General features: G+C 64.6%; 25 protein-coding genes and 1 pseudogene. 21 read left to right on the forward strand and 5 right to left on the reverse strand.

The genetic code is table 11. The features are described from left to right. Positions 1-22 precede the first annotated feature (22 nt). Positions 23-2,935: an excinuclease ABC subunit UvrA gene (uvrA, locus tag ACODSN_RS01470; protein ID WP_489052549.1), complete on the reverse strand. Its 2,913-nt coding sequence runs from the start codon at positions 2,933-2,935 to the stop codon at positions 23-25. A gap of 279 nt (positions 2,936-3,214) precedes the next feature. Here uvrA and ACODSN_RS01475 point away from each other — a divergent pair. The 4 genes and pseudogenes from ACODSN_RS01475 to ACODSN_RS01490 all read left to right on the forward strand — a co-directional run. Further along, positions 3,215-3,622, forward strand: a pseudogene (locus tag ACODSN_RS01475) (hypothetical protein); the annotation flags it as partial. Between the two features lie 402 nt (positions 3,623-4,024). Beyond that, positions 4,025-5,461 carry a hypothetical protein gene (locus ACODSN_RS01480; protein ID WP_489052620.1) on the forward strand — a complete coding sequence of 479 codons (1,437 nt, stop codon included), beginning with the start codon at positions 4,025-4,027 and terminating at the stop codon, positions 5,459-5,461. Positions 5,462-5,558: 97 nt separating this feature from the next. Then, positions 5,559-6,398 carry a phosphotransferase family protein gene (locus tag ACODSN_RS01485; RefSeq protein ID WP_489052551.1) on the forward strand — a complete coding sequence of 280 codons (840 nt, stop codon included), beginning with the start codon at positions 5,559-5,561 and terminating at the stop codon, positions 6,396-6,398. Positions 6,399-6,890: 492 nt separating this feature from the next. Continuing rightward, complete coding sequence (locus ACODSN_RS01490; protein WP_489052552.1) at positions 6,891-7,244, forward strand: UrcA family protein; 354 nt, start codon at positions 6,891-6,893, stop codon at positions 7,242-7,244. A gap of 75 nt (positions 7,245-7,319) precedes the next feature. Here ACODSN_RS01490 and ACODSN_RS01495 read toward each other — a convergent pair whose 3' ends face one another. Both ACODSN_RS01495 and ACODSN_RS01500 read right to left on the reverse strand, forming a co-directional pair. Then, on the reverse strand, positions 7,320-8,054 hold the full coding sequence (locus ACODSN_RS01495) for a LytR/AlgR family response regulator transcription factor (RefSeq protein WP_489052553.1): 735 nt from the start codon (positions 8,052-8,054) through the stop codon (positions 7,320-7,322). A gap of 2 nt (positions 8,055-8,056) precedes the next feature. Continuing rightward, positions 8,057-9,172, reverse strand: coding sequence for a sensor histidine kinase (locus tag ACODSN_RS01500; protein ID WP_489052621.1), 1,116 nt, complete (start codon positions 9,170-9,172; stop codon positions 8,057-8,059). Between the two features lie 145 nt (positions 9,173-9,317). On the opposite strand from ACODSN_RS01500, the gene ACODSN_RS01505 reads away from it, so the two are divergent. The 5 genes from ACODSN_RS01505 to ACODSN_RS01525 all read left to right on the forward strand — a co-directional run bounded on the left by ACODSN_RS01505 (position 9,318) and on the right by ACODSN_RS01525 (position 13,686). Then, positions 9,318-9,530: a hypothetical protein gene (locus ACODSN_RS01505; protein WP_489052555.1), complete on the forward strand. Its 213-nt coding sequence runs from the start codon at positions 9,318-9,320 to the stop codon at positions 9,528-9,530. A gap of 78 nt (positions 9,531-9,608) precedes the next feature. Then, positions 9,609-9,860 carry a hypothetical protein gene (locus tag ACODSN_RS01510; RefSeq protein ID WP_489052556.1) on the forward strand — a complete coding sequence of 84 codons (252 nt, stop codon included), beginning with the start codon at positions 9,609-9,611 and terminating at the stop codon, positions 9,858-9,860. Between the two features lie 60 nt (positions 9,861-9,920). Further along, positions 9,921-10,310, forward strand: a complete 390-nt coding sequence (locus ACODSN_RS01515) for a winged helix-turn-helix domain-containing protein (protein ID WP_489052557.1) — start codon at positions 9,921-9,923, stop codon at positions 10,308-10,310. Between the two features lie 113 nt (positions 10,311-10,423). Further along, entirely contained in the window at positions 10,424-12,799 is a 2,376-nt protein-coding gene (locus tag ACODSN_RS01520; protein WP_489052558.1) for a TonB-dependent receptor, read from the forward strand. Between the two features lie 338 nt (positions 12,800-13,137). Then, entirely contained in the window at positions 13,138-13,686 is a 549-nt protein-coding gene (locus tag ACODSN_RS01525) for a hypothetical protein (protein WP_489052559.1), read from the forward strand. 146 nt (positions 13,687-13,832) lie between these two features. On the opposite strand, the gene ACODSN_RS01530 is transcribed toward ACODSN_RS01525, so the two are convergent. Then, entirely contained in the window at positions 13,833-14,687 is an 855-nt protein-coding gene (locus ACODSN_RS01530) for a glucose 1-dehydrogenase (RefSeq protein ID WP_489052560.1), read from the reverse strand. Positions 14,688-14,886: 199 nt separating this feature from the next. Between ACODSN_RS01530 and ACODSN_RS01535 the strand changes: the two genes are divergently transcribed. From ACODSN_RS01535 to rnhB, 10 genes are all read left to right on the forward strand, one after another. Further along, positions 14,887-16,401, forward strand: a complete 1,515-nt coding sequence (locus tag ACODSN_RS01535) for a right-handed parallel beta-helix repeat-containing protein (protein ID WP_489052561.1) — start codon at positions 14,887-14,889, stop codon at positions 16,399-16,401. Next, positions 16,398-17,183 (forward strand): NUDIX hydrolase, encoded by a 786-nt coding sequence (locus ACODSN_RS01540; protein ID WP_489052563.1) that lies wholly within the window; start codon positions 16,398-16,400, stop codon positions 17,181-17,183. The genes ACODSN_RS01535 and ACODSN_RS01540 overlap by 4 nt, the downstream gene beginning before the upstream one ends. A 74-nt stretch (positions 17,184-17,257) precedes the next feature. Continuing rightward, complete coding sequence (locus tag ACODSN_RS01545) at positions 17,258-18,304, forward strand: COX15/CtaA family protein (protein ID WP_489052564.1); 1,047 nt, start codon at positions 17,258-17,260, stop codon at positions 18,302-18,304. Between the two features lie 130 nt (positions 18,305-18,434). Then, the gene (rplM, locus tag ACODSN_RS01550) at positions 18,435-18,914 is read left to right on the forward strand and encodes a 50S ribosomal protein L13 (RefSeq protein WP_489052566.1); all 480 of its coding nucleotides are present in this window, start codon (positions 18,435-18,437) and stop codon (positions 18,912-18,914) included. Then, positions 18,914-19,459: a 30S ribosomal protein S9 gene (rpsI, locus tag ACODSN_RS01555; protein WP_489052567.1), complete on the forward strand. Its 546-nt coding sequence runs from the start codon at positions 18,914-18,916 to the stop codon at positions 19,457-19,459. The genes rplM and rpsI overlap by 1 nt, the downstream gene beginning before the upstream one ends. Positions 19,460-19,621: 162 nt before the next feature. Then, positions 19,622-19,804 carry a CsbD family protein gene (locus tag ACODSN_RS01560; protein WP_489052569.1) on the forward strand — a complete coding sequence of 61 codons (183 nt, stop codon included), beginning with the start codon at positions 19,622-19,624 and terminating at the stop codon, positions 19,802-19,804. A 155-nt stretch (positions 19,805-19,959) separates the two neighbouring features. Then, positions 19,960-21,300, forward strand: a complete 1,341-nt coding sequence (gene glmM / locus ACODSN_RS01565; RefSeq protein WP_489052571.1) for a phosphoglucosamine mutase — start codon at positions 19,960-19,962, stop codon at positions 21,298-21,300. Next, positions 21,300-21,524 (forward strand): DUF1272 domain-containing protein, encoded by a 225-nt coding sequence (locus ACODSN_RS01570; protein WP_489052573.1) that lies wholly within the window; start codon positions 21,300-21,302, stop codon positions 21,522-21,524. Before glmM ends, ACODSN_RS01570 begins: the two co-directional genes overlap by 1 nt. Next, complete coding sequence (thiD, locus tag ACODSN_RS01575) at positions 21,521-22,390, forward strand: bifunctional hydroxymethylpyrimidine kinase/phosphomethylpyrimidine kinase (RefSeq protein ID WP_489052575.1); 870 nt, start codon at positions 21,521-21,523, stop codon at positions 22,388-22,390. The genes ACODSN_RS01570 and thiD overlap by 4 nt, the downstream gene beginning before the upstream one ends. Continuing rightward, positions 22,383-22,982, forward strand: a complete 600-nt coding sequence (gene rnhB, locus ACODSN_RS01580; protein WP_489052577.1) for a ribonuclease HII — start codon at positions 22,383-22,385, stop codon at positions 22,980-22,982. The genes thiD and rnhB overlap by 8 nt, the downstream gene beginning before the upstream one ends. Positions 22,983-23,025: 43 nt before the next feature. Here the strand turns inward: rnhB and ACODSN_RS01585 are convergent, their stop codons facing one another. Beyond that, a complete protein-coding gene (locus tag ACODSN_RS01585; protein ID WP_489052579.1) occupies positions 23,026-23,370 on the reverse strand; it encodes an ArsR/SmtB family transcription factor in 345 nt (114 codons plus the stop codon). Positions 23,371-23,656: 286 nt separating this feature from the next. Between ACODSN_RS01585 and ACODSN_RS01590 the strand changes: the two genes are divergently transcribed. Together ACODSN_RS01590 and folP are read left to right on the forward strand one after the other, a co-directional pair. Next, complete coding sequence (locus ACODSN_RS01590; RefSeq protein ID WP_489052580.1) at positions 23,657-24,790, forward strand: site-specific DNA-methyltransferase; 1,134 nt, start codon at positions 23,657-23,659, stop codon at positions 24,788-24,790. A gap of 38 nt (positions 24,791-24,828) precedes the next feature. After that, positions 24,829-25,956, forward strand: coding sequence for a dihydropteroate synthase (gene folP, locus ACODSN_RS01595; RefSeq protein ID WP_489052581.1), 1,128 nt, complete (start codon positions 24,829-24,831; stop codon positions 25,954-25,956). The last annotated feature ends 66 nt before the right edge of the window (positions 25,957-26,022 follow it).

Here is a 26,022-nt window from a genome sequence, read left to right on the forward strand (position 1 = left end):
AAGTGTTGGCAATTTCATAGCATCACTCCGCCGCCACACTCTCCAACCCCAACAGCGGCGCGAGATAATGCCCCGTAAATGACCGCGGCTCCTTCGCGACCTTCTCCGGCGTGCCTTCCGCCACAACCTCGCCGCCCTTGACGCCGCCCTCCGGCCCCATGTCGATGATCCAGTCGGCGGTCTTGATGACGTCGAGATTATGTTCGATCACTACCACGCTGTTGCCCTGTTCGACCAGCGCGTGGAGGACCTCCAATAACTTGCGGACGTCCTCGAAATGCAGGCCGGTGGTGGGTTCGTCGAGGATGTAGAGGGTCTGGCCGGTGGCGCGGCGGGCGAGTTCCTTGGCGAGTTTGACGCGCTGGGCTTCGCCGCCGGACAGGGTCGTCGCCTGCTGGCCGACCTTGACATAGCCGAGGCCGACTTCGGCGAGCATCGCCATCTTGTCGCGGATCGGGGGGACGGCCTTGAAGAATTCCACCGCGTCCTCGACCGTCATGTCGAGAATGTCGGCGATCGAGTGGCCCTTGAATTTCACCTCCAGCGTTTCGCGATTGTAGCGCGCGCCGTGGCACACGTCGCAGGTGACGTAGACGTCGGGGAGGAAGTGCATCTCGATCTTGAGCAGACCGTCGCCGGTGCAGGCTTCGCAGCGGCCGCCCTTGACGTTGAACGAAAAGCGGCCGGGCTTGTAGCCGCGCGCCTGCGCTTCGGGCAGGCCCGCGAACCAGTCGCGGATGTTGGTGAAGGCGCCGGTATAGGTCGCCGGGTTGGAGCGGGGGGTGCGGCCGATGGGCGACTGGTCGATGTCGATCACCTTGTCGCAATGTTCGAGGCCCGTCACCTTGTCATGCGCGCCGGCGAGGATGCGCGCGCCGTTGAGCGCGCGGGCGCTGGCGGCGTAGAGCGTGTCGATGGTGAAGCTGGACTTGCCCGAGCCGGAGACGCCGGTGATGCAGGTGAAGGTGCCGAGCGGGATGGAGGCCGTGACGCCGCGCAGATTGTTGGCGCGGGCGTTGTGGACGGTGATCTTCTTGCCATTGCCCTTGCGGCGCTTGGGCGGCACGTCGATGCGGCGGGTGCCGTTGAGATAGTCGGCGGTGAGGCTGTCCTTGGCCTTGAGGATTTGTTGCAGCGTGCCCTGCGCGACGATCTGGCCGCCATGGACGCCCGCGCCCGGACCCATATCCACGATATAGTCGGCGTGGCGGATCGCATCCTCGTCATGCTCCACGACGATGACGCTGTTGCCGAGGTCGCGCAGGCGTTTGAGCGTGACGAGCAGCCGGTCATTGTCGCGCTGATGCAGGCCGATGCTGGGTTCGTCGAGGACGTAGAGGACGCCGGACAGGCCGCTGCCGATCTGGGAGGCGAGGCGGATGCGCTGGGATTCGCCGCCCGACAGGGTGCCGCTGGTGCGGTCGAGGTTCAGATAGTCGAGGCCGACATTGTTGAGGAAGCCGAGGCGCTCGACGATTTCCTTGAGGATGGCGCGGGCGATCTGGTTCTGCTGCTCGGTCAGGTGATCGGGCATCGCGGTGAAGAAGGCGAGCGCATCCACCACGGAGCGGCGGGTGGAGAGGGAAATGTCTTCGCCTGCGATCTTGACGGCGAGCGCTTCGGGCTTGAGGCGTGCGCCGTGGCAGGTTTCGCAGGGCTGGGCGCGCTGATATTTGGAGAGTTCCTCGCGCATCCAGGCGGATTCGGTCTGGAGCAGGCGGCGGTTGAGGTTGCCGATGACGCCCTCGAACGCTTTCTTGACCTCGTAGCTTTTGCGGCCGTCCATGAATTTGAGCGTGACCGGCTTGCCGCCCGTTCCGTGGAGGATGATGTGATGGACGTCGGCGGGGAGGTCGGTCCAGGGGGTGTCGAGCGAGAAGCCGAACTCTTTGGCGAGGCTGCCGAGCACCTGCATATAATAGGGGCTTGGCGGGTTGGATTTGGCCCAGGGGACGACCGCGCCCTTTTTGAGCGACAGGGCCTCGTTGGGGACGACCAGCTCCGGGTCGAACAACTGTTTTTCGCCGAGGCCGTCGCAGGCGGGGCACGCGCCCATCGGGGCGTTGAAGGAGAAGAGGCGCGGCTCGATCTCCGCGATCGTGAAGCCGCTGACGGGGCAGGCGAATTTTTCGGAAAAGACGATGCGGTTGGCGGGGATGCCGGCGCCTTTCATCTTCTTGTCGGGCGCGGCCTCTTCTTCGCGGCCGGGGACGACGCCATCCGCCAGATCGATGAAGGCCAGGCCATCGGCGAGTTTCAGCGCCTGTTCGAAACTGTCGGCGAGGCGGGTGGCCATGTCGGCTTCGACCGCGAGCCGATCGACCACGACTTCGATGTCATGCTTATATTTCTTGTCGAGCGCGGGGGCGTCCTCGATATCGTAAAGTTCGCCGTCGATGCGGACGCGGGTGTAGCCGGCGCGCTGCCATTCGGCGAGTTCCTTGCGATATTCGCCCTTGCGGCCGCGCACGACGGGCGCGAGCAGGTAGAAGCGCGTGCCTTGCGGCAGGAGCATCACGCGATCGACCATCTGGCTGACCGTCTGCGCGCTGATCGGCAGGCCGGTGACGGGCGAATAGGGGATGCCGACGCGCGCCCACAGAAGCCGCATATAGTCGTAGATTTCGGTGACGGTCGCGACGGTCGAGCGCGGATTGCGGCTGGTGGTTTTCTGCTCGATGGAGATGGCGGGGGACAGGCCCTCGATATGTTCGACATCGGGCTTCTGCATCATCTCCAGAAACTGACGCGCATAGGCGGAGAGGCTCTCCACATAGCGGCGCTGCCCTTCGGCATAGATGGTGTCGAAGGCGAGGGAGGATTTGCCGGAGCCGGACAGGCCGGTGATGACGATGAGGGAGTCGCGCGGCAGATCGACGTCGACGCCCTTGAGATTGTGCTCGCGCGCGCCGCGGACGCTGATGTGGGTCAGCATTCGGTAAACCTCTGCTTTGGGATGTGGGTAAGGCTCATATGTCCGTTCTTTATTTGTTCGGCGAGGCGTGAGCAAGGGTTTTAGCCGCGCCGAATATTCGGAGATAAGAGGCCGGGCCGGAAAGAGAAGGGTGCCGGGCGCGAAGAATAACTCCGTTGGAAACAGGCTTTTCGATTCATCAAGCGCCGCTTAACGATGATGTGGGGGAGAAGGTTGGATCGATTCGGGTGCGTCGTACTCGGTCGTCCATTCCCCGCATTTCATAGGGGGGATTTTTGCATGACAAAGAAGTTCAATGCGCTGCACGCTTTCGCGGCGGGGATCAGTGTGCTTGCTCTGGGCGCGGCGAATGCGGCGTGGGCGGACGATACGGTGGAGTGCAATGAGGGGGCTGGCGCCCAATCCACTGAATGCGGTAAAGGGGCAATAGCATCGGCAGCAAATACAACGGCGCTCGGTAATGGAGCGAGCGCAATTGAAGATGGTTCTATAGCTATCGGCAAAGGCGCCAATACGGGAAGTTTAATTGACTCAGGCGGTGGGCAAACCGCAATCGGTACAAATAGCAGAGCGAATCTGTTCGGAGCTACTGCCATAGGGAATTCGGCATCTGCTGTCTGGAACAATACCGTTGCAGTGGGAAATAACGCTTGGGCCAACGGAGAACAGAGTGTTGCCTTGGGCAGCTATGCATATACCGATGGTCGTGACAGTATAGCGATAGGACATGGTGCCCATACAATTTATGAGAATAATGTTGCAATAGGTGCAGGATCTTTCGCAGATAGAGCTAATTCGGTGTCATTTGGTACGCCGGGAGTGGGCATGTTCGATCCCGGATTTCAGCGCCAGCTTACGAATGTAGCTGCGGGCACCGAGGCTTATGACGCTGTTAATGTTTCTCAATTGGGCATAGTAGCTACAAATGCACTAGCTGCAAAAAATAGTGCGGGAGTAGCGCAGGATACCGCTAATCAAGCTTGGATCAATGCCAATGACGCAAAAGCATTAGCTGGCAGTGCGATCGCTGAGGCAGCTTTGGCGAATAAGAGCGCTGACGACGCTATGGCCAGCGCAAATGCGGGGCAATTGACCGCCAATACGGCACTTGCCAATGCTGCGACGGCGCAAGCAACTGCTGACAATGCCTTCGCGAAGGCTGGCGCTGCTCAATTGACGGCTGATGGTGCTGTGAGTGCTGCCGCCAATGCGCAGAATACCGCGAACACCGCTGTAACCGCCGCCGCCAATGCGCAGGGCACGGCCGATACCGCCAATGGCAAGGCGGACGCCGCGCTGGCGGGGCTGGCGACTGTGACCGGATCAGCGCAGGCTGCCAATGCGAACGCTACGGCAGCGCAGGCGACTGCGGATACGGCGCTCGCCAACGCCGCAACCGCACAGGGGACCGCCCATACGGCCATCGCCAATGCGGCAACGGCGCAGGGCACCGCGAATACGGCGCTGGCTAATGCCGCGACTGCGCAGACGACGGCGACCAATGCGGCGAGCGCTGCCGCCACTGCTCAATCGACCGCCGATACCGCCAATGGCAAGGCCGACACCGCGATCACGACCAGCATTGAGGCCAAGGATGCGGCCAATCTGGCGCTGTCACGGGTGGCCAATGCCAGCACCGACGCCACGCAGGCGCTGACCGTCGCCAACGGTATTGTCGACACCGCCAACACCGCTAAGGCGACGGCGGACGCAACCGCTGCCCGCACCGCCAATTTCGCGGTGAACGGGGGCACGGGCGGCGCTGCTCCAGTAGCGAGCGGCGTCAATTCCGTCGCCATCGGCTCCGGCGCGCAGGCGACCAATGGCGCATCGGTTTCGGTCGGCTATGCCAACCGGGCGAGCGGCAACGGCGCGGTGGCGATCGGCGATCCTAATGTTGCAACCGGGACCGGCGCGGTGGCGATCGGCGCGGATAATACGGCCACCGGCAACGGTGCTGTGGCGCTGGGCAACGGCAGTTCGGCGATCGGCAACGGCAGTCTGGCGATCGGCAACGGCGCAGTGGCCGGATATGCCAATTCGGTCGCGATCGGCGACAATGTGACGACCGTGCGCGATGGCCAGATCGTGATGGGTTCCGGTACATCAACCTATCGGACCGCAGGCATCGCTTCGTCCGCCAGCCGGGCGGCGCAATCGGGTGCGATCGGTTTGGTCACCACGGATGCCGCAGGAAACCTGGCAACGGCAGCGCTCGATGTGGGCGAGCTTTCCGGTCTTGGCGGCCGGGTCAGCGGAGTCGAGCGACAGATCGTTGGCATCAAGAAGGAGTTGAAGGGGGCCAATGGCGGTATCGCCGCCGCCATGGCGCTGGGCGGAACGATGATGCCGCCTGACACCACGATCGCGGTGTCGTTCAACCTTGCGACCTATCGAGGCGAGCAGGGCTTTTCCGGTGCGGCTGTTGCGCGGATGAGCGACCATGTCTGGGTCAGCGGCGGCTTTGCCGGATCGACTGTCAAGGGCTCGACGGGTGGCAGGGTCGGGATGACCTTCGGCTGGTGACGATATGCCGTCCAGCCGTCACGGCTGGACGGCGCCCACCGGCATCAACCCGTAAAAGCGCTGGCCAAGCCTGTGCCGGTGCGGCAGAGGCGGGGGGATGAGCTTGCCCGATCCATCCACCTTCATCGCGCGGGGCGCGAGCGCGGAGGTGTTTCGGCTGGCAGGCGGGCTGGTGCTCAAGTTGTTTCATGACGGTGTCGGCGTGCAGATCGTCGAGCGGGAATATGCAATCGCGCAGGCCGTGCAGGAGACCGGGCTGCCGGTTGCGCGGGCAGTCGAACGGCGTGAGCAGGCGGGGCGGCAGGGGATCGTCTATACCGAGATCGCGGGTCCCAACCTGTTGCAATATATGCGGCGGCGGCCCGACCGGCTGGCCTGGGGTTTGCGGGAAATGGCGCGGCTGCATGCGCGTATTCACCGGCAGACGGCATCTTTGCTGCGGAGCCGCAAGGAGATATTGGCGGGGGATATCGAGATGGCGCCGGTCGGCGAGCGGCTGCGCGCGGCGGCGCTGGACCGGCTGGACCAGCTGATCGAGCCGAACCTTCTGTCGCATGGCGATTTGCATCCGGCCAATCTGATCGTGACGCCGGATGGCCTGGCCGTGATCGACTGGTCGCGGGCGGCGCGCGCCGCGCCCGCCGCCGATGTGGTTCGCACCGAAATGCTGATGCGTTTCGGGGCGGTGGGCGCGCCTGGCGGGTGGAAGGCGGTCGCCCTTGACCGGGCTGCCGCTTATTATGCGCGCCGCTACCGGGCCGACACGCGGATGGAGCGGGAGTCGCTGGCGGCCTGGCGCGGGCTGGTCGGGCTGGCGTGGAAGCGGCATCGCCCCGCATCGGGAGACGAGGCGTTCGACGCCTATCTGGACAAGGCGCTGGCGCAGGCGGGGTTGCCGCCCTTGGCGCAGGACATGTCGTTGGCCGACACGATTTGACGGTTGGTCGTCGCGGCGGGGCGTTCGACGCCGGGCGCGGGCGGATTGTCGAACGGAGGATGAGCGGGGACGGCGGCGCTGCTAGTACGGCGCCATGGAGATGAAGGCCGTTCCGATCCGTCGGACACACCATCGTCCCGACCCCGGTCCGGTGCCCCCGACAGCATCCGGATTCGCCCCCGGCAGCCCCCTTGCGCCGGGGGCGTTTTTGCGTTCGGGCGCTTGCTGCTCGACACGGTTTCCCTTACGGCGCGGCGGCTTGAAGAGGGGATATCGACCTTAGTTTATGCCGTTCGTCGGCGGTGGTGGACCTTTCATCGGCCGCCGCGTCGTTGGCCGACCAATGCCGCCGCCGATCGAAGCGCGCGGGCGCGTCACCACACCGTCACCTAAAAAGGCCAGGCAGAGGGCGCAGCCCGCCCGGCATCACCCGTCAGACCGCTCCGATTGTCCGGGCGATCCGATCAAGAATATCATTTGAGGAGACCCGTCATGTTCCGCCCCCTATATGCCTTCATCACCCCGATCGCCCTGCTGAGCGCGGGCGCGCTGTTGCCGCTGTCGGCAGCCAGCGCCGAACGCTTCATTTCCAATGGCCAGAATTTCGAGGTGCGCTATGGCGACCTCAACCTCGCCAGCAAGGCGGACCAGCGCGAACTGCGCGGTCGGCTTTTCCAGGCGGCGCGCAAAGTGTGTGCGGCCGAGCCGGCGAATGCGATCCAGAAGTGCCGTTCCGGCGCGCTCGCGCATGTGCGGGCGCCGGTGGCGGCGGCGGTCGCGGCGGCTGAGCGCGGCGAGCGTCTGGCCGTGAAGGACACGGACGCCAAGGTCGCGATGGCGCACTGATCCGCGCGAGTTGGAGAAAGGGGGGGCGGTGATGAGCCGTCCCCTTTTTTGCGTGTAAGCCGGCCCGCGATCCGCCTAACGCCCGGTCATCGCCCGCGCGTTGGCGAGGAAGGTGCGGCCGATGCGGATTTCGCCGCCGCTGGTGAGGCAGGCGAACCACACGCCGCTGCCATCGTGCCTCAGCCGGTCGATATGATCGCGCCGGACGATGTGCGAGCGGTGCAGGCGGACGAAATTCTGCGGGTTCAGGCGGTTTTCGAGCGCGCTGATCGTCTGGTGCAGCAAATAGCTGTGGCGACCGAGATGCAGGCGCATATAGTCGCGCTCCGCCTCGATCCGGTCGATCTGGTCGGCGGCGATGCGGACCAGTTCCGATCGGTGCGGCACCCAGAATTCTTCGGCCCATGGCGTTTCACCGGCGGAGCCGTCTGCGGATTCGACGCTGCGCAGGGCGGCTTCGGCGCGGTCGATGGCGCGGGACAGCCGGTCGTGCGAGACGGGCTTGAGCAGATAGTCGACGGCGGCGAGATCGAACGCCTCCACCGCGAATCCTTCGAACGCGGTGACGAAAATGATGGCGGGCCGCAGCCCCATGTGCCCGACCGCACGCGCGACGCCGATGCCGTCGAGCAGCGGCATCGCGATATCGAGCAGCAGCAGATCGGGCCGCAACCCTTCGACCAGCCGCAGCGCCGCCTCGCCATCGCTCGCCGTGCCGACCAGGGCGATGCGCGGTTCGCGGGCGCACAGCATTTGCAGCCGCTCGACCGCCAGCGGCTCATCATCGACGATCATGGTGCGGATGGTCATGGTCAGCAGCTCCGGCGCAGGATCGGCAGGGTCAGCCGCACGGCGAAGCCGCCGCCTGCCCGTGGCCCATAGTCCATCGCGCCCGCCTCGCCGAAGCGCGCGTGCAGCCGGTCGCGGACATTGGTGAGGCCGATGCCGCTGCCGCCATCGGCGAGGCCGGGCGGCTGATCGCCATCGTCGCTGACTTCGAGATGCAGCATGTCATCCTCCTCGCGCGCGGCGATGGTGATGCACACCGGGCTGGAGGTACGCGAGACGCCATATTTGATCGCGTTTTCGACCAGCGGTTGCAGGATCAGGCCCGGCACGCAGGCGTCGAGCAAGGCGTCGGGAATGGCGATGCGGGTGCTCAGCCGATCGGGGAAACGCACCGCCTCAATCTCCAGATACAGCGTCTGGAGATGCACTTCCTCCTCCAGCGGCACATCGTCGAGCGGGTCGCCGGTCAGGCTGGTGCGGTAGAAATTGGAGAGGGAGAGGATCATCCGCTCGGCCTCGTCGCGGCGGTCCTTCATCACCAGCGAGGACAGGCTGTTGAGCGTGTTGAACAGGAAATGCGGGTTCACCTGATAGCGCAGCGATCGCAGCTCCGCTTGCTGGGCGGCGCGCTCCAGCCGGGCGGCGCGGCGTTCCGTGCGATGCGCTTCATGGGCGTAGGAGAGGGCGAGATAGAGACCGGCCCAGGCGGCGAGGAAGAAATAGCGGCCGATCGCGTCCTCGGCGATCTGCATCATCGCGAAACCTTCTGCGCTCGCATATTTGCGGTAATCGGCGTCGGGGAACAGGCCCGCCGGGTCGTAGAGGTTGAAGACACTGAAGTTCGCCGCCGCCGTCGCGAGCGCGAAGGGCGCGGCGAGCGAGAAGGCCGCGACGATCCGCACGATCAGCGGCCGATGATCGAAGCGGCGCAGCCCGAGGTAGAAGATCCAGGTGACGACCACACCGATGGCGGTGACGATCGCGCGGCGGAGCGCCATCTCGCCCTGCGCCTCGAACCCCATGACGGCGGCGCGCAGGGTGATGAGGACGGCGTAGAAGAACCAGAAGCCGAGGATCGAATAGAGCGCGACGGCGGGCGGGACGCCGCGTTCGCCATCGGGCGAGGGGGTGAGGCTCATCATAGGCTGCGTTTTAGGCGAGAGCGCGGGCGATGTCGCCCCTGCATGGCGTCGCCGGTCGAACCGCGTCGCCCGTCGGTCGATAGGGCGCGGGAACCGGGACGACGGGGAAGTCGTTGAATTACCGTAATCGAGGAGAAACGATATGACGGACAAGACCGATGTCAGGCCCAACAGCCGCGAGGAAGCGGGCGATGAGCGGCCCACCGATGCGCAGGACCATGCGGTGACGACCGAGGAAAAGCTGGAGGAAGGGCTGATGGATTCGATGGATGCGTCCGACCCGCCCTCCGCCACCAAGCCCGGTGACCATGGCGAGCCGGTGCCCTCGTCCGGTTTCAAGGAAGAGGATGAATAGCGCGGGCTGGTAAATCGTGATAATTTGCTGACGGCGCAGGCAAGACGCTCATGATGCGCCGAGAGAGGAGCCTTGAACATGCCGACTTCCGCCACGCCCGCGATCGAGCGTATCGCCCGCGTCCTGGCCGGCCGCCAGTTGAGCCTGAATGGTGGCGGTAACGATCCGCACGCGGCTGGCGCTGTCGATGCCGCCTGGCCCGACCATGTGGACGATGCCTATGCGATATTGCACACGCTGCGCGAGCCGGATGCGGAGATGGCGCAGGCGGGCGATGTAGCGGTGTGGCGCAACATGATCGGCGCGGTGCTGGAGCGGCGCGCGGTTTAGGGGATACGACCCGCGCGCGGCACGGTTGGCGCGCGCGGGTGGTCGTGGCATAGGGCGGGAATGAGCGGCGCGACCATCCGAACCCCGGCTGTCCGGATCAAGATTCAGATTTATTGCGGCGAGGATATCGCCATGGGACCGGGCAAGGCGGACCTGCTCGACGCGATCGCGCGCGAGGGGTCGATCTCCGCCGCTGGACGCGCGTTGCGGATGAGCTATCGCCGGTGCTGGATGCTGGTGGATGTCATGAACCGCTGCTGGGCATCGCCGCTGGTCGCGACCCATAGCGGCGGGGCGCGGCTGACCGATGCGGGGACGCGAATCTTGCAGCTTTACCGCGCTTTGCAGGCCGCGATCGGCGAGGCGGCGGGGGGGCATGAAGGCGCATTGCTGGCGCTGCTGCGCGACGAGCCGCTGCCGGTTCAGGCGGAACCGGACCAGAGACACTGACGGATTGTCCGGCTTCGGACCGGGCGGTCGGATAAATATAGCTATATACGATTGTATATAGCGAATCCTTTCCCGTCACGCTATCGCGCCCTCGATCAAGGTTCGGGGGCAATATGATGAAGCGCGCTGCGGTGAAAACCGGCGTATTTCTGGGCTTTGTGGCGCTGTTCGTTCCCGCTTGCGCTGCGCCGGATGATGGCGCGCCGGACGGCGGGGCGGGGCCGATTATCGTGACGGCGCGGCTGCGGGCGGAGGATGCGCAGAAGGCGCCGGTGGCGCTGACCGTCGTCGGCGAGGATATGTTGGCGCGGACTTATACCGTCAACACCGGCCAACTCAGCCAGTTGGTGCCCGCGCTCAATTATTCGTCCGCCAATCCCCGCAACACGGCCTTCACCATCCGGGGGTTGGGGCCGAGCGTCGTCGCGGTGAGCCAGGCCAATGACGGGCTGGAGCCGGGCGTGGGCTTTTATGTGGACGGGGTCTATCACGCTCGGCCCGCGACGGCGGCGTTCGACTTTACCGATATAGAGCGGGTCGAGGTGCTGCGCGGGCCTCAGGGGACACTGTTCGGCAAGAATACGATTGCGGGCGCCATCGCCATCATTAGCAAGGCGCCGCGCTTCGAGTTCGCGGCAGAGGGCGAGCTTTCCTACGGCAACCGCGATTTCGTGCAGGCGAAGGCAGCGGTGACGGGACCGATCAGCGATACGCTGGCGTTACGGCTCTCGGGATCGGTGACGCGGCAGGATGGAACTATCGACAATATCCGCCGGGACGAGCGCCAGAATAATATCCATAACGACGCGATCCGGGGGCAGTTGCTCTATCAGCCGACCAGCGATTTTTCGCTGCGGCTGATCGGTGACTGGTCGAACTTGAGGAATGGTTGCTGCGCGCAGGTGTTCGTCCGGGTCGCGCCGACGCTCAAGCCCGCCGCGCAGCGCTATGCGGCGCTGGCCGCCAATGCGCCGGGGGGAGCCTATGCGCCGCCGACCCGCAATCCCTATGACCGGGTGACGGATAATGACGCGCCGCTGGGGGTCGACACGCAGGAGGGCGGGGCATCGGCAAAGGCGGAATGGAAAACCGGTGGGGTGGTGCTGACGTCGATTTCGGCTTTGCGCTTCTGGACATGGGATGCGGCGAACGACCGCGACTATACCGGGCTGCATATCCAGACGACGCAGCATATTCCTTCGCGCCAGGACCAGTATAGCCAGGAATTCCGCATCGGATCGGCCAATCCGGGCCGGATCGATTATGTCGCGGGCCTTTATTATTTCCATCAGAAGATCGTCGGCCATCCGATCAGCATTTATGGGCCGCTTGGCGCCTACTGGCTGTTGCCCGCCGGTCGCCCGGCCAATCTGCTGGACGGGTATCAGACCGACGGCACGACCGATTTTCGTACGAGCAGCTATGGCGTGTTTGGCGAGGTGACTTGGCGGCCGGTCTACGGACTCGCGATCACCGGGGGCGTGCGCTATACCTATGAGGAGAAGGACGGGCGGTATGACGTCACAGCCTTTGGCGGGCCGACCACGGGGCTGACGCCCGCGTTGATCGCCGACAGGAACAGCATTTTGCGCAGCCAGTCCTACGCCGCGCATCTGGGCGATGGCAGCGCTTCGGGCCGGGTCAATATCGCCTATGATGTGACGGATGATGTCATGGCCTATGCCAGCGCGGCGAAGGGCGAGAAATCGGGCGGCATCAACATGTCGGGCCTGCCGGTCTATCCCGCCAATGTGCCGGACCACGCCAATGGCGACCCGATCCTGAGCACGGTGACGGTGCGGCCGGAAAAGAACATGACCTATGAGGTCGGCCTCAAGACGCGCTGGCTGGGCGGGACGCTGACCTTCAACATCGACGCTTATTATACGCGGGTGAAGGATTTTCAGGCGAATGTGGTCGATAGCGCGGCGGTCGTCGCGTTGCGCAGCTATCTCGCCAATATTCCCAAAGTGACGGTGAAGGGCATCGAGTTCGACGGCGCGGCGCGGGTCGGCGAGCATCTGACGCTGCGGGCGGCGGGGACCTATGCGCGCGGCACCTACACCGATTATCCCGCCGGGCCGTGCCCGATCGAGCGGACGGGCACGGGGACGGCGGCGTGCGACCTGACCGGGCAGCGCATGCCGGGGCTGCCGCGCTGGGCGGGATCGGCGGGGGGCGAACTGCATGCGCCGCTGGGCTTTGCCGGAGGGGGCGAGGCGTTCCTGCGCGCCGATGCGGTGACGCGGACGAGGACCGGCGATGCGTCCGGCTCCGCCTATATGATTATCAAGGGCTATACGCTGGTCAATGGCAGCATCGGCTATCGCTCGCCGCGATGGGAGGTGGCGCTGTTCACGCGGAACCTGTTCAACAAGGATTATATGCAGAATCTGACGGTGCAGGCGGGCAATAGCGGCCTGATCGTCGGCACGCCGAGCGAACCGCGCACCATCGGGGTGACATTGCGGGCGAGGCTGGGCGCATGAGTGGGCGCAGGTCGGCCATTTTTTCTCGTGCCTCAGAGTCTGTTTGGAAATGCGCCTTAGGCGCATCCGCACCGGCCCTCACCCCCACCCGGCCGCCCATCAGAATACCATGTCTGGGCGGTCGGGTGGGGGTGAGGGCCGGTGCGGCTTCGAAATGCGCATTTTCGCGCATTTCCAAACAGACTCTCAACGGCTTATCGCATTTCATGAAATTATCATGTTGCACTGCACAAGGAAATCTGTTCCTTGTGAATGGCGGTGGAACAGGCGCTTAAGCTTTCCGTAACCATGTTGGGCGCATGTTCTGTCGATCGACTTATAGTCGGAGGAACAGAGCAATGGGCACGAGTGCAAAACCAGCGGACGGGCAAGTGACCCTGGCTGAGTTACGAGAGTTCGCCAGTTTTCCCGCTGCCACGCAGCGCTATATCCGGCGATCGCTGGACATCGGCCTGCATCGGCGCGACGCGATGAAACTATGGTCCCGCGACATGGTCGAGGAAGCCAGCATCCGGGCGCAGGCGCGCATTTACGGGCGGCTCGATGACATCAAATTGCATGTGCCCGACGATAGCGGGCTGGAACAGGTGGAGCCGTTCATGGTGCCGCTGGTGACAATTTCCGCCTTCGATCTGGGGCAGGACCGGCTGGGCAGCTTCTCCGCCTATCGCTTTCTCTATGAGCGGCTGATCGGCGCGGGCGCGCGGCCATGGTTGCCGGGCGCCTTCTGTGCGGCGGCGAGCCTGCCGCATCTGCATCCCGACAAGCGGCGGCTGTTACTGCAATCGATCAGCGAGGCGGCGGCGACGGCGGCGGGCTGGTCCAATCGCGAACCGACCTTCTACCCCGAATGGGTGGAGAAGGTGGATTTGAGCAAAGCGAACTGAGCGTTTGAAGGGCGCTGCCGATCGGGGGAGATCGGCGCGGCTTTCGATGTGAAGGGGCGTGGCGTCCCGCAAGACGCGCCACGCCCCTTTTTGCACGCTTTCAGGGCGACCTTGGAAATGCGCTCATCCGTGCATTGTCACACCCCCTATCCGTTGACGATCGTGCCGCCATTGGGGTGGAGTACCTGGCCCGACATATAGCTGGCGTCGTCGCAGGCGAGGAACAGGAAGGCGGGGGCGACCTCATTGGGCTGGCCGGGGCGGCCCATGGGAGTCGATTCGCCGAAATGCTCCAGCTTTTCAGGGCTTGCGCCACCGGACGGGTTGAGCGGGGTCCAGATCGGACCGGGGGCGACGGCGTTCACGCGGATGCCGTCCTTCACCAGATTTTCCGACAGACTGCGGGTGAAGGCGGTGATCGCGCCCTTCGTGCTCGAATAGTCGAGCAGTTCCGATGACCCCTGATACATGGTGACGCTGGTGCAATTGACGATCGCCGCGCCTTTTTTAAGATGAGGCCGCGCCGCCTGCGTCAGGAAGAACATGCCGAAGATGTTGGTCTGGAAGGTGCGGCGAAGCTGGTCTTCGGTGATGTCGGTAATATCCTTGTCGGGATGCTGTTCGCCCGCATTGTTGACGAGAATGTCGAGCCGGCCGAAGCGCTGAATGACCTGGGCCACGGCATCGTCGCAAAAGCTCTTGTCGCCGATATCGCCGGCGATGGTGAGCGCCTGCCGCCCCTCCGCCTCGACGATCCGCGCTGTTTTCTTCGCATCATCATGTTCGCAGAGGTAGAGGATCGCGACGTCAGCGCCTTCGCGGGCGTAGAGCGCGGCGACGGCGCGGCCGATGCCGCTGTCCGCGCCGGTGATAAGCGCGACCTTGCCGTCGAGACGCCCGGAACCGGGGTAGCGCGGTTCCCATTCGGGCTTGGGGTCGAGCCGGGATTCATGGCCGGGCAGGGCGTCCTCGTGGATCATATCCTGATGATTGTCTGGCATTGCCGATCTCCTCTGCCACCCCTAACGCGTGGGGACGGGAGGGGTTCAGGGGTGAGCGCGCTTGATCTTCAGCCAGGGTTAACCGACATATAGGCAGGATAGTTCAGGTTAAATTGGCAATGCGCCATATTGGAAAGGCTATAGCGACTATTTCATGCCGATTACGCGACAAAATATACAGAAAATATCATTCCTGTTCTTGACGGTCGGCATGTTCGGCGGTGGTTTTTCATCTGTCGCCCGAGCCGAGACTTATTATGTCGATGCGAACAAGGGGGATGACGCCGCGCCGGGCACGGCGCTCGACCGGCCGTGGCGGTCGCTGGCGCGGGTGCGGGACTATCCGTTGAAGCCGGGCGACCGGGTGCTGCTGAACGCCGGGTCGGCGTGGAAGGAGCCGCTGACGCTGACCCGGTCGGGGCGCGCCAATGCACCGATCATCGTGGGGGCGACGGGCACGGGACCCCGGCCGCGCATCGATGCGGGCGGCGTGTCGCCGCATGCGGTCGCCTTGCTGAACGTCGAATATGTCGCTGTCAGCGGGCTGGAAGTGACCAATGACGGCCCGCCCGCCGGGCCGCGCTATGGCGTGCTGGTGTCGGCGGACAATCGGGGCGTGACGCGCGGCATCCGGGTCAGCGATTTTTATGTGCATGATGTGCGCGGGACCAACGAGCGCAAAGATAATGGCGGGATCGTGTTCCGCGCCACGGGGTCGCTGTTGCGGACGCGCTTCCATGACCTCGTCATCGAACGCAATATCATCTGGCGGGTCGACCGCTCGGGCATTGCCGGGATCAGCGACCGGGTGTCCGCCGCCGACTGGTTTCCGAGCGAGAAGCTGGTGATCCGCGACAATTTTCTGGAGGATATCGGCGGCGACGGCATCGTGCCGCGCGGCACGGACGGCGCGCTGGTCGAACATAATATCGTGCGGCAGGCGGGCGGACGCGCGCCGGGCTATAGCGCGGGCATCTGGCAATGGAGCACGGACAACAGTCTGATCCAGCTCAATGAATCGGCCTTTACCCGGACGCGCTATGACGGGCAGGGGTTCGATTCCGACTTCAACAGCCGCCGCACCACGATCCAGTATAATTATAGCCACGACAATGCGGGCGGCTTCCTGCTGATCTGTTCGCCGCGATATAATGAGAAGGATAATCTGGGGAATCGCGGCACGGTCGCCCGGTTCAACGTCAGCCGGAATGACGGAAGCCGCATCTTCCAGCTTTCGGGCAATGTCTCGGACGCGCTGGTCGAGAAGAATATCGTCTATGTCGGCGCGGGCAAGGATGTGCAGATGGTGGTGGCGACGCAATGGGACGGATGGGCGCGCGACGTGCGGTTCCGCAACAATGCGCTCAAGGTGGCGGGGGCGGCGCGTTACGGGCATGAGGTCGGACGCAGCGGGCCGGACTATCTGATCGCCGCCGGTTTCGCCCCCGCCGCCTTCATCCGGTTCAAGGGGAACAGCTATCTTGGCCGTCATGTCGATCTGCCCGACGATGAGGACGGGCTGGTCATGCCGGACTATAAGGAGCCGGTAGCGGACTGGCAGGCGCCGACCTTTGACCCAGCGCGGCCAGATGGATTTGCGGACTTTCTGGGCCGCCACAGGGCATGGATGATGATGATGCTGGAGCGTGAACTGGGGCAGAAGGTGGCGCTGGCGCAGCCGCGCCGCGCATCCTTTGTGGAGGCGCGGCGATGACGGGCGCGAATCTGGAAACCGCCACGGATCAGGGGCGACCGGCGGCGACGATCGTGATCGTGCGGGATGTGCCGGTGGGACCGGCGCAATTGCTGATGATGGAGCGGGCGGCCACCATGGCGTTCGCAGCGGGGGCGATCGTCTTTCCCGGTGGCGGGGTCGATGACACCGACCGCGCATTGGCGGCGGCTTTTGCGGGCGAATATGAACTGGATGAGGCGGCGGCGCGGATCGCCGCCATTCGCGAGACGCTGGAGGAATGCGGGCTGGGTGTCGGGCTGACCGGGCCGGTCGATGGCGAGGTGCTGACGGCGATCCGCGCGGGTCTCGGGGCGGGGCAGGCGCTGGGCGATTTGCTGGCGGCGCGCGGGATCGGGCTGGCGCTCGACCAGCTCGTGCCGTTCGCGCGCTGGCACCCGGCGAAGGGGGAGAAGATGACGCGCGTGTATGATGCGCGCTTCTACCTCGCCCGCGCGCCCGAAGATCAGGTCGCGCGTGCGGACGCTTCGGAGAATGTCGCGCTGTTCTGGCGCAGCGCCGCCGAGATGCTCGCGGGCTATCGTGCGGGGGCGCACCACATCATTTTCCCGACCTTGCGCAATCTCGAACGGCTGGCGCAGTTCGAGCGGTTCGATCAGCTGGCCGCCCATGCGCTCGCCATTCCGGTGGAGAAGGTCCGCCCGTGGATCGAGGAGCGGGAGGGCGAGCGGTTCCTGTGCATCCCGTCGCATCTGGGCTATCCCGTCTGTGCCGAGCTGATGGCCGGGATCGTACGCTATTGATTGGGGGCTGCTGAGACTATTTGTCCACAGCGACGCTCTTGAATCGCCACGCCGGGCGGCGCATGAGCCGATCCATGATCGCTTCCCTCCGCCGCCCCGCCAGCCGCCAAACCCGGCCCGTCGCCATCGCCCGCTGGCTGCTTGTCGCCGCCGCCATGGTGTTTGCCATGGTGGTCGTCGGCGGCATCACCCGGCTGACCGAATCGGGCCTGTCGATTACGCAGTGGAAGCCGATTGCCGGGGCTATCCCGCCGTTGACGCATGATCAGTGGATGGACGCATTTCGCGACTATCAGAAGATCCCCGAATATCAGGAAATCAACAAGGGCATGAGCCTGTCCGATTTCCAGTTCATCTTTTTCTGGGAGTGGTTGCACCGGCTGATTGGGCGGCTGATCGGGGTCGTGTTTGCGCTGCCGCTCATCTGGTTCGCGTGGAAGCGGGCTATTCCGGCGGGCTATGGCCCGCGCCTCGTCGCGCTGCTCGCGCTGGGCGGATTGCAGGGGGCGATCGGCTGGTGGATGGTCAAATCGGGCCTTTCGGTGCGCACCGATGTCAGCCATTACCGGCTGGCCGTGCATCTGTTGACGGCGCTGTTCATCATGGGCGGGCTGATCTGGACCGCGCTCGACCTGTTCGCGCTGGTGCGGGACCGGGGCGCGAAGCCCGCGCGGATGACGGGCTTTGCGGCGGCGGCGCTGGTCGTGCTGCTGGTGCAGCTGATGTTCGGCGCGTTCACCGCCGGGCTGGATGCGGGCTATGTATCGAACACATGGCCGCTGATGAACGACCATCTTGTGCCGCAGGGGATCGCGTGGGCAGGGTCGCTGTGGGCGACGCTCTCGTCCGACCCCTATCTTGTGCACTTCATCCATCGCTGGTGGGCGTGGGTCGCGGCGGCGATGCTGATCCTGCTCGCGCGCCGGGCGAGGCGGGCGGGCGCGCGCGGACCCTCGATCGCGATTAATGCGGCGGTGGGGACGCAGATCGCGCTGGGCATCGCGACGGTGCTGAGCGGCATCGCCCTGCCGCTGGCGGCGCTGCATCAGGCGGTCGGCGCGCTGGTGGTGGCGAGCGCGGCGTGGGGCGCGCATGCGGTGGGAATGCGGCGCTTTCGCTGAGAGGTATTATTTTACCCGTCAGGAATCGCGCCGAATCTCTTGACTTGCGCGGCCTGCACCGTCATTAGCGCCCATCTTCCGGACGCCGTCAGGGTGTCTGGTTCATATTTCATTCTGGAGAATTGGCACCATGAAGGCGCTGATGAAGACCACGAAGTCGGCCACGCCGGCGACCGTGGAAAAGAAATGGGTGCTGATCGACGCGGAAGGTCTCGTCGTCGGCCGCCTGGCTTCGACCGTTGCGAACATTTTGCGCGGCAAGCACAAGACCAGCTTTACGCCCCATGTCGATTGCGGTGACAATGTCATCATCGTCAATGCGGGCAAGGTGAAGTTCACCGGCAAGAAGCTGAACGACAAGGTTTACTACAAGCACACCGGCTATGCCGGCGGCATCAAGGAAACCACGCCCGCCAAGATCCTGGAAGGCCGTTTCCCCGAGCGCGTTCTGGAAAAAGCCATTGAGCGCATGATTCCCCGTGGTCCGCTGGGCCGCCAGCAGATGCGCAACCTGCGCGTTTTCGCCGGCGCCGAGCATCCGCATGAAGCGCAGAACCCCGAAGTCATCGACTTCGCATCGCGCAACCGCAAGAACAAGGTGGGTGCATAATGTCCGATAACCGCCAGTCCCTGTCCGACCTCGCCAGCCTGACGACCGAAGCCGCTGTTGCGCCGGTCGCCGCGTCCGCCGTCGCCGACGAAGTCACCGCAGCGCCGATCGCGCCGCCGGTTTCGACCATGCCGCTGCGTCCGCAGGAAATCGACGGTCTCGGCCGCGCCTATGCCACCGGCCGCCGCAAGGATGCCGTCGCCCGCGTGTGGGTGAAGCCCGGCACCGGCAAGGTCACGGTCAATGGCCGCGATCAGGAAATCTATTTCGCCCGTCCGACGCTGCGTCTGGTGCTGAACCAGCCGTTCACCGTCACCGATCGGACCGGCCAGTATGACGTCATCGCCACCGTCAAGGGCGGCGGGCTTTCGGGTCAGGCCGGTGCGGTCAAGCATGGCATCGCCCAGGCGCTGACGAAGTATGAGCCGGCGCTGCGCAGCGCGGTGAAGGCCGAAGGCTTCCTGACCCGCGACAGCCGCACCGTAGAACGTAAGAAATACGGCAAGGCGAAGGCGCGCAAGAGCTTCCAGTTCTCGAAGCGCTGATTCGTTCTTCTATCCGATGTACGAGAGGGGCCGGTTTTCCGGCCCCTTTTTCGTTGCGCGGAGAAAAGTTGCGACAATTTAATCTGTTACGTTTCCGATCCGATAGAAACCGTCGCCCGCCTTGGTCGTTTAACCCATGATATCAACGCGAAGGAGATTATCATGGGTGAGTTTACCGACAAGGTGAAGGCCGCGGGCAACAAGGCCGCCGGCGCCGTCAAGGAAAGCATTGGCGAGCACACCAACAACCCGGATCTGGTCGCGGAAGGCGCTGCGCAGAAGGCCAAGGGCACGGCGCAGGACGTCAAAGGCTCGGTCAAGGGCGCGCTTGGCGACAAAATCTAAAACGATACGGCTCCCAGCCAAAACTGATCGCCCCGCCTTCATCGGCGGGGCTTTTTTATGGGCATGTGGAGGCGCTCTCCATGATGGCAAAGCCGCCTTATATTGCTATGTCCGGACGGCAGGGTAGTTTGGGTTCCCACCGTGGCGAGGCAAATGTGAGCAGACGATATTTCGGCACCGACGGCATTCGCGGACGCACCAACGCATGGCCGATGACCGCCGCGCTGGCGATGAAGGTCGGCATGGCGGCGGGCACGCATTTCCAGCGCGGCGCCCATCGCCACCGCGTCGTCATCGGCAAGGATACGCGCCTGTCGGGCTATATGGTGGAAAATGCGCTGGTGGCAGGCTTTACCGCCGTGGGCATGGACGTGGTGCAGTTCGGCCCGATCCCGACGCCTGCCGTCGCCCTGCTCGCCCATTCGATGCGCGCGGATCTGGGCGTGATGATTTCCGCCAGCCATAATCCCTATGAGGATAATGGCATCAAGCTGTTCGGGCCGGACGGTTACAAGCTGTCCGACGAGGATGAGCTGAAGATCGAGGCGCTGCTGGATCAGGATATCCCGCTCGCGGCATCGCCGGACATCGGGCGCGCGCGCCGGGTCGAGGATGCGCGCGGCCGCTATATCCACGCGGTCAAATCCAGCTTTCCCGCCGATCTGCGGCTCGACGGCCTCAAGATCGTGATCGATTGCGCCAATGGCGCCGCCTATCAGGTCGCGCCATCTGCGCTGTGGGAGCTGGGCGCGAGCGTGGTCGCGGTCGGGGTCAATCCCAATGGCACCAACATCAATGATGGCTGCGGTTCGACCGCGCCGATGCTGTGTCAGGAGACGGTGGTGTCGTCGGGCGCAGATATCGGCATCGCGCTCGATGGTGACGCGGATCGCCTGATCGTGGTGGATGAGAAGGGCCAGATCGTCGACGGCGACCAGATCATGGCGCTGATCGCTGCAAATTTCGCGCGCGACGGGGTGTTGCGCGGCGGCGGGCTGGTCGCGACGGTCATGTCCAATCTGGGGCTGGAGCGCTTTCTGGGCGGGCGGGGCATCGGGCTGGAGCGGACCAAGGTGGGCGATCGCTATGTGCTGGAGCGGATGCGCGAGGGCGGCTTCAATGTCGGCGGCGAGCAGTCGGGGCACATGATCCTGAGCGATTATGGCACGACCGGGGACGGGACGGTCGCCGCCTTGCAAGTGCTGGCCGCGCTGGTGCGATCGGGCAAGCCCGCGAGCGAGGTGCTGCATCAGTTCGATCCGGTGCCGCAATTGCTGAAGAATGTGCGTTTTGCAGGGGGCAAGCCGCTGGAGCATGACGAGGTGCAGCGCGTGATCGCGCAGGCGGAGGCGGAACTGGCGGGCGTGGGGCGGCTGGTCATCCGCCCGTCAGGCACCGAGCCGGTCATCCGCGTGATGGCGGAAGGCGACCGCGCGGATCAGGTGCGCGACGTGGTGGACCGTATCTGTGCGGCGGTCGAGAAGGCGGCGGCATAATGCTGGAGATGCGGCCCGATTGCGAGCGCTGTGGCGTCGATCTGCCCGCCGACGCGCCGGGGGCGTTCATCTGTTCGTTCGAATGCAGCTTTTGCGCGCCATGCGCCGAAGCGCTGGACGACCGTTGCCCCAATTGCGGTGGCGAGCTGATGGACCGGCCAACGCGCATGGGCAAGGCGCTGGCGGATCATCCGGCCGCGACGGCGCGGCGATACGGGGGATGAGGCCGGCGCGCATTCTCATCATCGCCGGGTCCGACAGCGGCGGGGGCGCGGGTATTCAGGCGGATATCAAGACCGTCACGATGCTGGGCGGCCATGCCATGACCGCGATCACCGCGATCACCGCGCAGAACACGCTGGGGGTGCAGGCGGTGCACCCCGTGCCGACCGAAATGGTGCTGACGCAGATGGACAGCGTGATCGGCGATATCGGCGTTGATGCGGTGAAGATCGGCATGATCGGCAGCGCGGCGACCGCGACGGCGGTGGCGGATCGGCTGGCGGCTTTAGCGGGCGTGCCGATCATCTTTGACCCGGTGATGGTGGCGACGAGCGGGTCGATGCTGGCAGACGCCGGGACGATCGCGGCGTTCGAGCGGTTGATGGCGATGGCGACGCTGGTGACGCCGAATAAGCCTGAAATGGAGGCGTTGGCGGGTCACGTTTTCGATGATGAAGTGGGACAAGCGCAGGCCGCTGAAACGATCATGATCCGCACCGGTTGTAAAGCTTTGCTAGCCAAGGGCGGACACTTCATCATGGCCGGGGAGACTCAAGGAACGGCTGTTGATGGCCAACCCTTCCACTATGTAAATGCGGACCGCGTGTTCGACATGCTCTACCAGTTGGATGCGGCAGGCTGGGGTGAACGATTTTGGGATTCCCCTCGTATCAACACGGTGCACACTCATGGCACAGGTTGCACTTTGGCGAGCGCGATTGCCACCGGCTTGGGAAAAGGCATTACGATAGAAAATGCCATAGAACGCGCCCGCGCGTATGTGCACGCTGCTATCCTCTGCGCACCCGGTCTTGGCGGTGGCCATGGACCGATGGGCGTGCCGTTGGGCTTTGCCGACGATGCCTGATTTCTCGCACGAAAAGCGCCATCATCCGGGGCTGGTCGCCGGGGTGGACGAGGCGGGCAGGGGACCGCTGGCAGGGCCGGTGGTGGCCGCGGCGGTCATCCTCAATCCGCGCACTGCGCCCAAGGGCCTGAATGACAGCAAGCAATTGACCGCCGCGCGGCGGGCGGAGCTGGAGCCGCTCATCAAGAAAAAGGCGGTGTGCTGGGGTATCGGCATGGCGAGCGTGGAGGAGATCGATACGATCAACATCCTGTGGGCGACGATGCTGGCGATGACGCGGGCGATGGAGGCGTTGAGCGCCGATTGCACGCATGTGCTGGTGGACGGAAACCGCTGCCCGCAATGGCGCTGGGCCTCGACGGCCGTCGTGGAGGGGGATGCGAAATGCCTGTCGATCGCCGCCGCGTCGATCCTGGCCAAGGAAGAACGCGACCGGATGATGATCGCGGCGGCGGCCGACCATCCCCATTATGGCTGGGATACGAACAAGGGCTATGGCAGTGCCCGACATCTGGCGGCGCTGCGCGAACATGGGCCGACGCCGCTGCACCGGCGCAGCTTCGGCCCGGTCGCGCAACTGGTGCTGTTGTAAGCGGCTTTTTGAAAAGGCGCGAAAGGGCGCATTTCCAAACAACTTAAGCCGGCTCGCCCAATTCCTCCAGCGCGACGAAGCGCTGGGACCAGAGCGCGCCATATTGCGCCATCCAGCGGACGACCGGGGCCATGCCCTTGGCCCGCGCGGTGTACCAGGTCTCGCGCCCGGCCCGGCGGACGGTGACGAGGTCGGCGCGGCGCAGCTTTGCCATATGGCGCGACACCATCGGTTGCGACACGCCAGAAATGGCGGTGAGCGCGTGGACGCTCTGTTCGCCCTCCCGCACCAGATATTCGAGCAGGCCGCGCCGCGTGCCGTCCGACAGCGCCTTGAAAATGGCGTCGCTGGCGGTCGCCTCGGCTCCTTCGGTTAACCCTGTTGTCATGCTGGTTTCATAATCACAGGGTTATGAGTTGGTCAAGCGGGGTCGTTAGTCGACCGCCATTTCGCCACCCCGTCAAAAAAATATCGTCCGAGCGCAGGCGTGAGTCTTTGGAGCAACACCACCTGATATTGAGTCTCGGGCCGACATGCGACTCAATATGTCGTGGGTGTGCCCGATCGTACGCGCTAAGCCGCGATGGTTAACGAAATTCGGAGCAAGTGGCTGATCTTGACGCCGGACTCCCGAGGACTCATCGCTAGGTCTCGGACGAAACGGGGGTTGGTTAATGGGTGTGATGGAGCGCGTCGGCACGCGGCGGAAAAAGGCGGTCGTGACGACCCCGGCGGTGGCGATCGAGGCGGACCGGCTGCTGCGGGGCGATTGCATCGCGGAGATGGCGAAGCTGCCCGATGGCTGTGTCGACATGATCTTCGCCGACCCGCCCTATAATCTGCAACTGGGCGGCGACCTGTTCCGGCCGGAAGGCGGGCGCGTCGATGCGGTCGATAATGACTGGGACAAGTTCGACACGCTGGCCGCCTATGACCGCTTCACCCAGGCGTGGTTGGCGGAGGCGCGGCGTATCCTGAAACCCGATGGCACGATCTGGGTAATCGGTAGTTATCACAACATCTTCCGCGTCGGGGCTGCTTTGCAGGATGAAGGGTTCTGGATCCTCAACGACATCATCTGGCGCAAGGCCAATCCCATGCCCAATTTCAAGGGCACGCGCTTTACCAACGCGCATGAAACGCTGATCTGGGCCAGTCAGGGCGAAGATGCGCGCTACACGTTCAACTATAAGGCAATGAAAACGCTGAACGATGAATTGCAGATGCGATCGGACTGGGTGCTGCCGATCTGCGGCGGGCAGGAGCGGTTGAAGCGCGGCGGCACAAAGGCGCATCCGACGCAAAAGCCCGAGGCGCTGCTTTATCGCGTGATGCTGGCCTGCACGAAGCCGGGCAATGTCGTGCTTGATCCGTTTTTCGGCACCGGCACGACCGGCGCGGTCGCCAAGCGGCTGGGGCGCAAATGGATCGGCATCGAGCGCGAGGATAGCTATATCGAGGTGGCGCTGGAGCGGATCGAGGCGGCGCTGCCCCTCGATGAATCCGCGCTCACCATCATGCAGAGCGCGCGGTCGCAGCCCAAGGTCGCGTTCGGCACGCTGGTCGAGACCGGCTATCTGACCCCCGGCGCGGTTCTGACCGATGTGAAGCGCCGCTGGAGCGCAACGGTACGGGCAGACGGATCGCTGAGCGTCGGCGCGGACAGCGGGTCGATCCATAAGATGGGAGCGACATTGCAGGGCGCGCCGAGCTGCAATGGCTGGACCTTCTGGCATCATGAGGTCGAGGGCGCGCTGAAGCCGATCGACACGCTGCGGCAGAATTATTTGCTGGCGAACGAGCCTTGATGCCGGTCCATTCTGTGTGGCGATGACGGAGCCATTATATGCCGATATCGCCCAACATTCCCGCCGACGCCCGGCTCTACCTGCGGCCGGTCTGGTTCGTGCCGTCACCCTTCGGCCTGCCCGATGGCGCGGCGGCGCGGACGGGCAGTGGGCTGATCTGGTTTCAGGGCTATGAGATTACGGCGCTGAAAGGCGGGCAGCGGCTGGCGCGGGTGACGGTGCCGGTCGCGGAGTTCGCGGCGGTGGTGGCGACCTTGCCCGATGCGCTCGGCGAGCGGGCATTGCGGCTGGCGGCGAATATTTCCGCGACGCGTGCGCCGCTGGCGCTGGGCGAGCGGATGATCCGCTTCGATGCGCCGCAGGTGATGGGCATCCTGAATGTCACGCCCGACAGTTTTTCCGATGGCGGCAAACATATCGGCGATCCGCAGGGTGCGGCGGATGCGGGCTTCGCGATGGCGGCGGCGGGCGCGGCGCTGGTCGATGTGGGTGGCGAATCCACACGTCCGCGCGCGGTGAAAGTGTGGGAAGGCGACGAGATCGCCCGCATCGTGCCGGTGATCGAGCGGCTGGCGGCGGCTGGGGTGCCGGTGTCGGTGGATACCCGCAAGGCGGCGGTGATGGAGGCGGCGGCCGCGGCCGGAGCGGCGGTCATCAACGATGTGAGCGCGCTGCGGCATGACCCGCGCAGCCTGGAGGTGGCGGCGGCGTCCGGCTGTCCGGTGATATTGATGCATGCGCCGTCGGCCGGAGACGATCCGCACGAGAACCCGCAAGGCTATGGCGATGTCGTGGCGGATGTGTTCGACTTTCTGGAGGCCCGGATCGCGGCGGCGGAGGCGGCAGGCATATCGCGCGCGCGGATCATGGTCGATCCGGGGCTGGGTTTCGGCAAGTCGCTGGCGGATAATCTGGCGCTGGTGAATTGGCTTGCGACCTTTCAGGGTCTTGGCGTGCCGCTATTGTTCGCGGGTAGCCGCAAGCGGTTGATCGGGGCGCTGTCAAACGAGGCGGTCTCCACCGACCGGCTGGGTGGATCGGTCGCGCTGGCGTTCCGGGCGGCGGAACAAGGCGCGCAGATGGTGCGGGTGCATGACGTCAGGGAAAGTGTGCAGGCGCTTCACCTGTGGCGCGGGCTGGCCGATGCGGGACTGAGCGCGGTTTAGGTGAGATCGCTAATGGCGGAGAAGGGTGGAAAGGGGACGGTCGGCTTCCGGCCGCTCCGAGCGTGT

Source organism: Sphingobium sp. FG11 (assembly GCF_057809915.1).

What these genes read in the sequence shown, in the direction of transcription:
- uvrA (WP_489052549.1), bottom strand. Translation starts at nt 2,935, where the DNA reads ATGCTGACCCACATCAGCGTCCGCGGCGCGCGCGAGCACAATCTCAAG.
- ACODSN_RS01485 (WP_489052551.1), top strand. Translation starts at nt 5,559, where the DNA reads ATGAGCTTGCCCGATCCATCCACCTTCATCGCGCGGGGCGCGAGCGCG.
- ACODSN_RS01490 (WP_489052552.1), top strand. Translation starts at nt 6,891, where the DNA reads ATGTTCCGCCCCCTATATGCCTTCATCACCCCGATCGCCCTGCTGAGC.
- ACODSN_RS01495 (WP_489052553.1), bottom strand. Translation starts at nt 8,054, where the DNA reads ATGACCATCCGCACCATGATCGTCGATGATGAGCCGCTGGCGGTCGAG.
- ACODSN_RS01500 (WP_489052621.1), bottom strand. Translation starts at nt 9,172, where the DNA reads ATGAGCCTCACCCCCTCGCCCGATGGCGAACGCGGCGTCCCGCCCGCC.
- ACODSN_RS01505 (WP_489052555.1), top strand. Translation starts at nt 9,318, where the DNA reads ATGACGGACAAGACCGATGTCAGGCCCAACAGCCGCGAGGAAGCGGGC.
- ACODSN_RS01510 (WP_489052556.1), top strand. Translation starts at nt 9,609, where the DNA reads ATGCCGACTTCCGCCACGCCCGCGATCGAGCGTATCGCCCGCGTCCTG.
- ACODSN_RS01515 (WP_489052557.1), top strand. Translation starts at nt 9,921, where the DNA reads ATGAGCGGCGCGACCATCCGAACCCCGGCTGTCCGGATCAAGATTCAG.
- ACODSN_RS01520 (WP_489052558.1), top strand. Translation starts at nt 10,424, where the DNA reads ATGATGAAGCGCGCTGCGGTGAAAACCGGCGTATTTCTGGGCTTTGTG.
- ACODSN_RS01525 (WP_489052559.1), top strand. Translation starts at nt 13,138, where the DNA reads ATGGGCACGAGTGCAAAACCAGCGGACGGGCAAGTGACCCTGGCTGAG.
- ACODSN_RS01530 (WP_489052560.1), bottom strand. Translation starts at nt 14,687, where the DNA reads ATGCCAGACAATCATCAGGATATGATCCACGAGGACGCCCTGCCCGGC.
- ACODSN_RS01540 (WP_489052563.1), top strand. Translation starts at nt 16,398, where the DNA reads ATGACGGGCGCGAATCTGGAAACCGCCACGGATCAGGGGCGACCGGCG.
- ACODSN_RS01545 (WP_489052564.1), top strand. Translation starts at nt 17,258, where the DNA reads ATGATCGCTTCCCTCCGCCGCCCCGCCAGCCGCCAAACCCGGCCCGTC.
- rplM (WP_489052566.1), top strand. Translation starts at nt 18,435, where the DNA reads ATGAAGGCGCTGATGAAGACCACGAAGTCGGCCACGCCGGCGACCGTG.
- rpsI (WP_489052567.1), top strand. Translation starts at nt 18,914, where the DNA reads ATGTCCGATAACCGCCAGTCCCTGTCCGACCTCGCCAGCCTGACGACC.
- ACODSN_RS01560 (WP_489052569.1), top strand. Translation starts at nt 19,622, where the DNA reads ATGGGTGAGTTTACCGACAAGGTGAAGGCCGCGGGCAACAAGGCCGCC.
- ACODSN_RS01570 (WP_489052573.1), top strand. Translation starts at nt 21,300, where the DNA reads ATGCTGGAGATGCGGCCCGATTGCGAGCGCTGTGGCGTCGATCTGCCC.
- thiD (WP_489052575.1), top strand. Translation starts at nt 21,521, where the DNA reads ATGAGGCCGGCGCGCATTCTCATCATCGCCGGGTCCGACAGCGGCGGG.
- rnhB (WP_489052577.1), top strand. Translation starts at nt 22,383, where the DNA reads ATGCCTGATTTCTCGCACGAAAAGCGCCATCATCCGGGGCTGGTCGCC.
- ACODSN_RS01585 (WP_489052579.1), bottom strand. Translation starts at nt 23,370, where the DNA reads ATGACAACAGGGTTAACCGAAGGAGCCGAGGCGACCGCCAGCGACGCC.
- ACODSN_RS01590 (WP_489052580.1), top strand. Translation starts at nt 23,657, where the DNA reads ATGGGTGTGATGGAGCGCGTCGGCACGCGGCGGAAAAAGGCGGTCGTG.
- folP (WP_489052581.1), top strand. Translation starts at nt 24,829, where the DNA reads ATGCCGATATCGCCCAACATTCCCGCCGACGCCCGGCTCTACCTGCGG.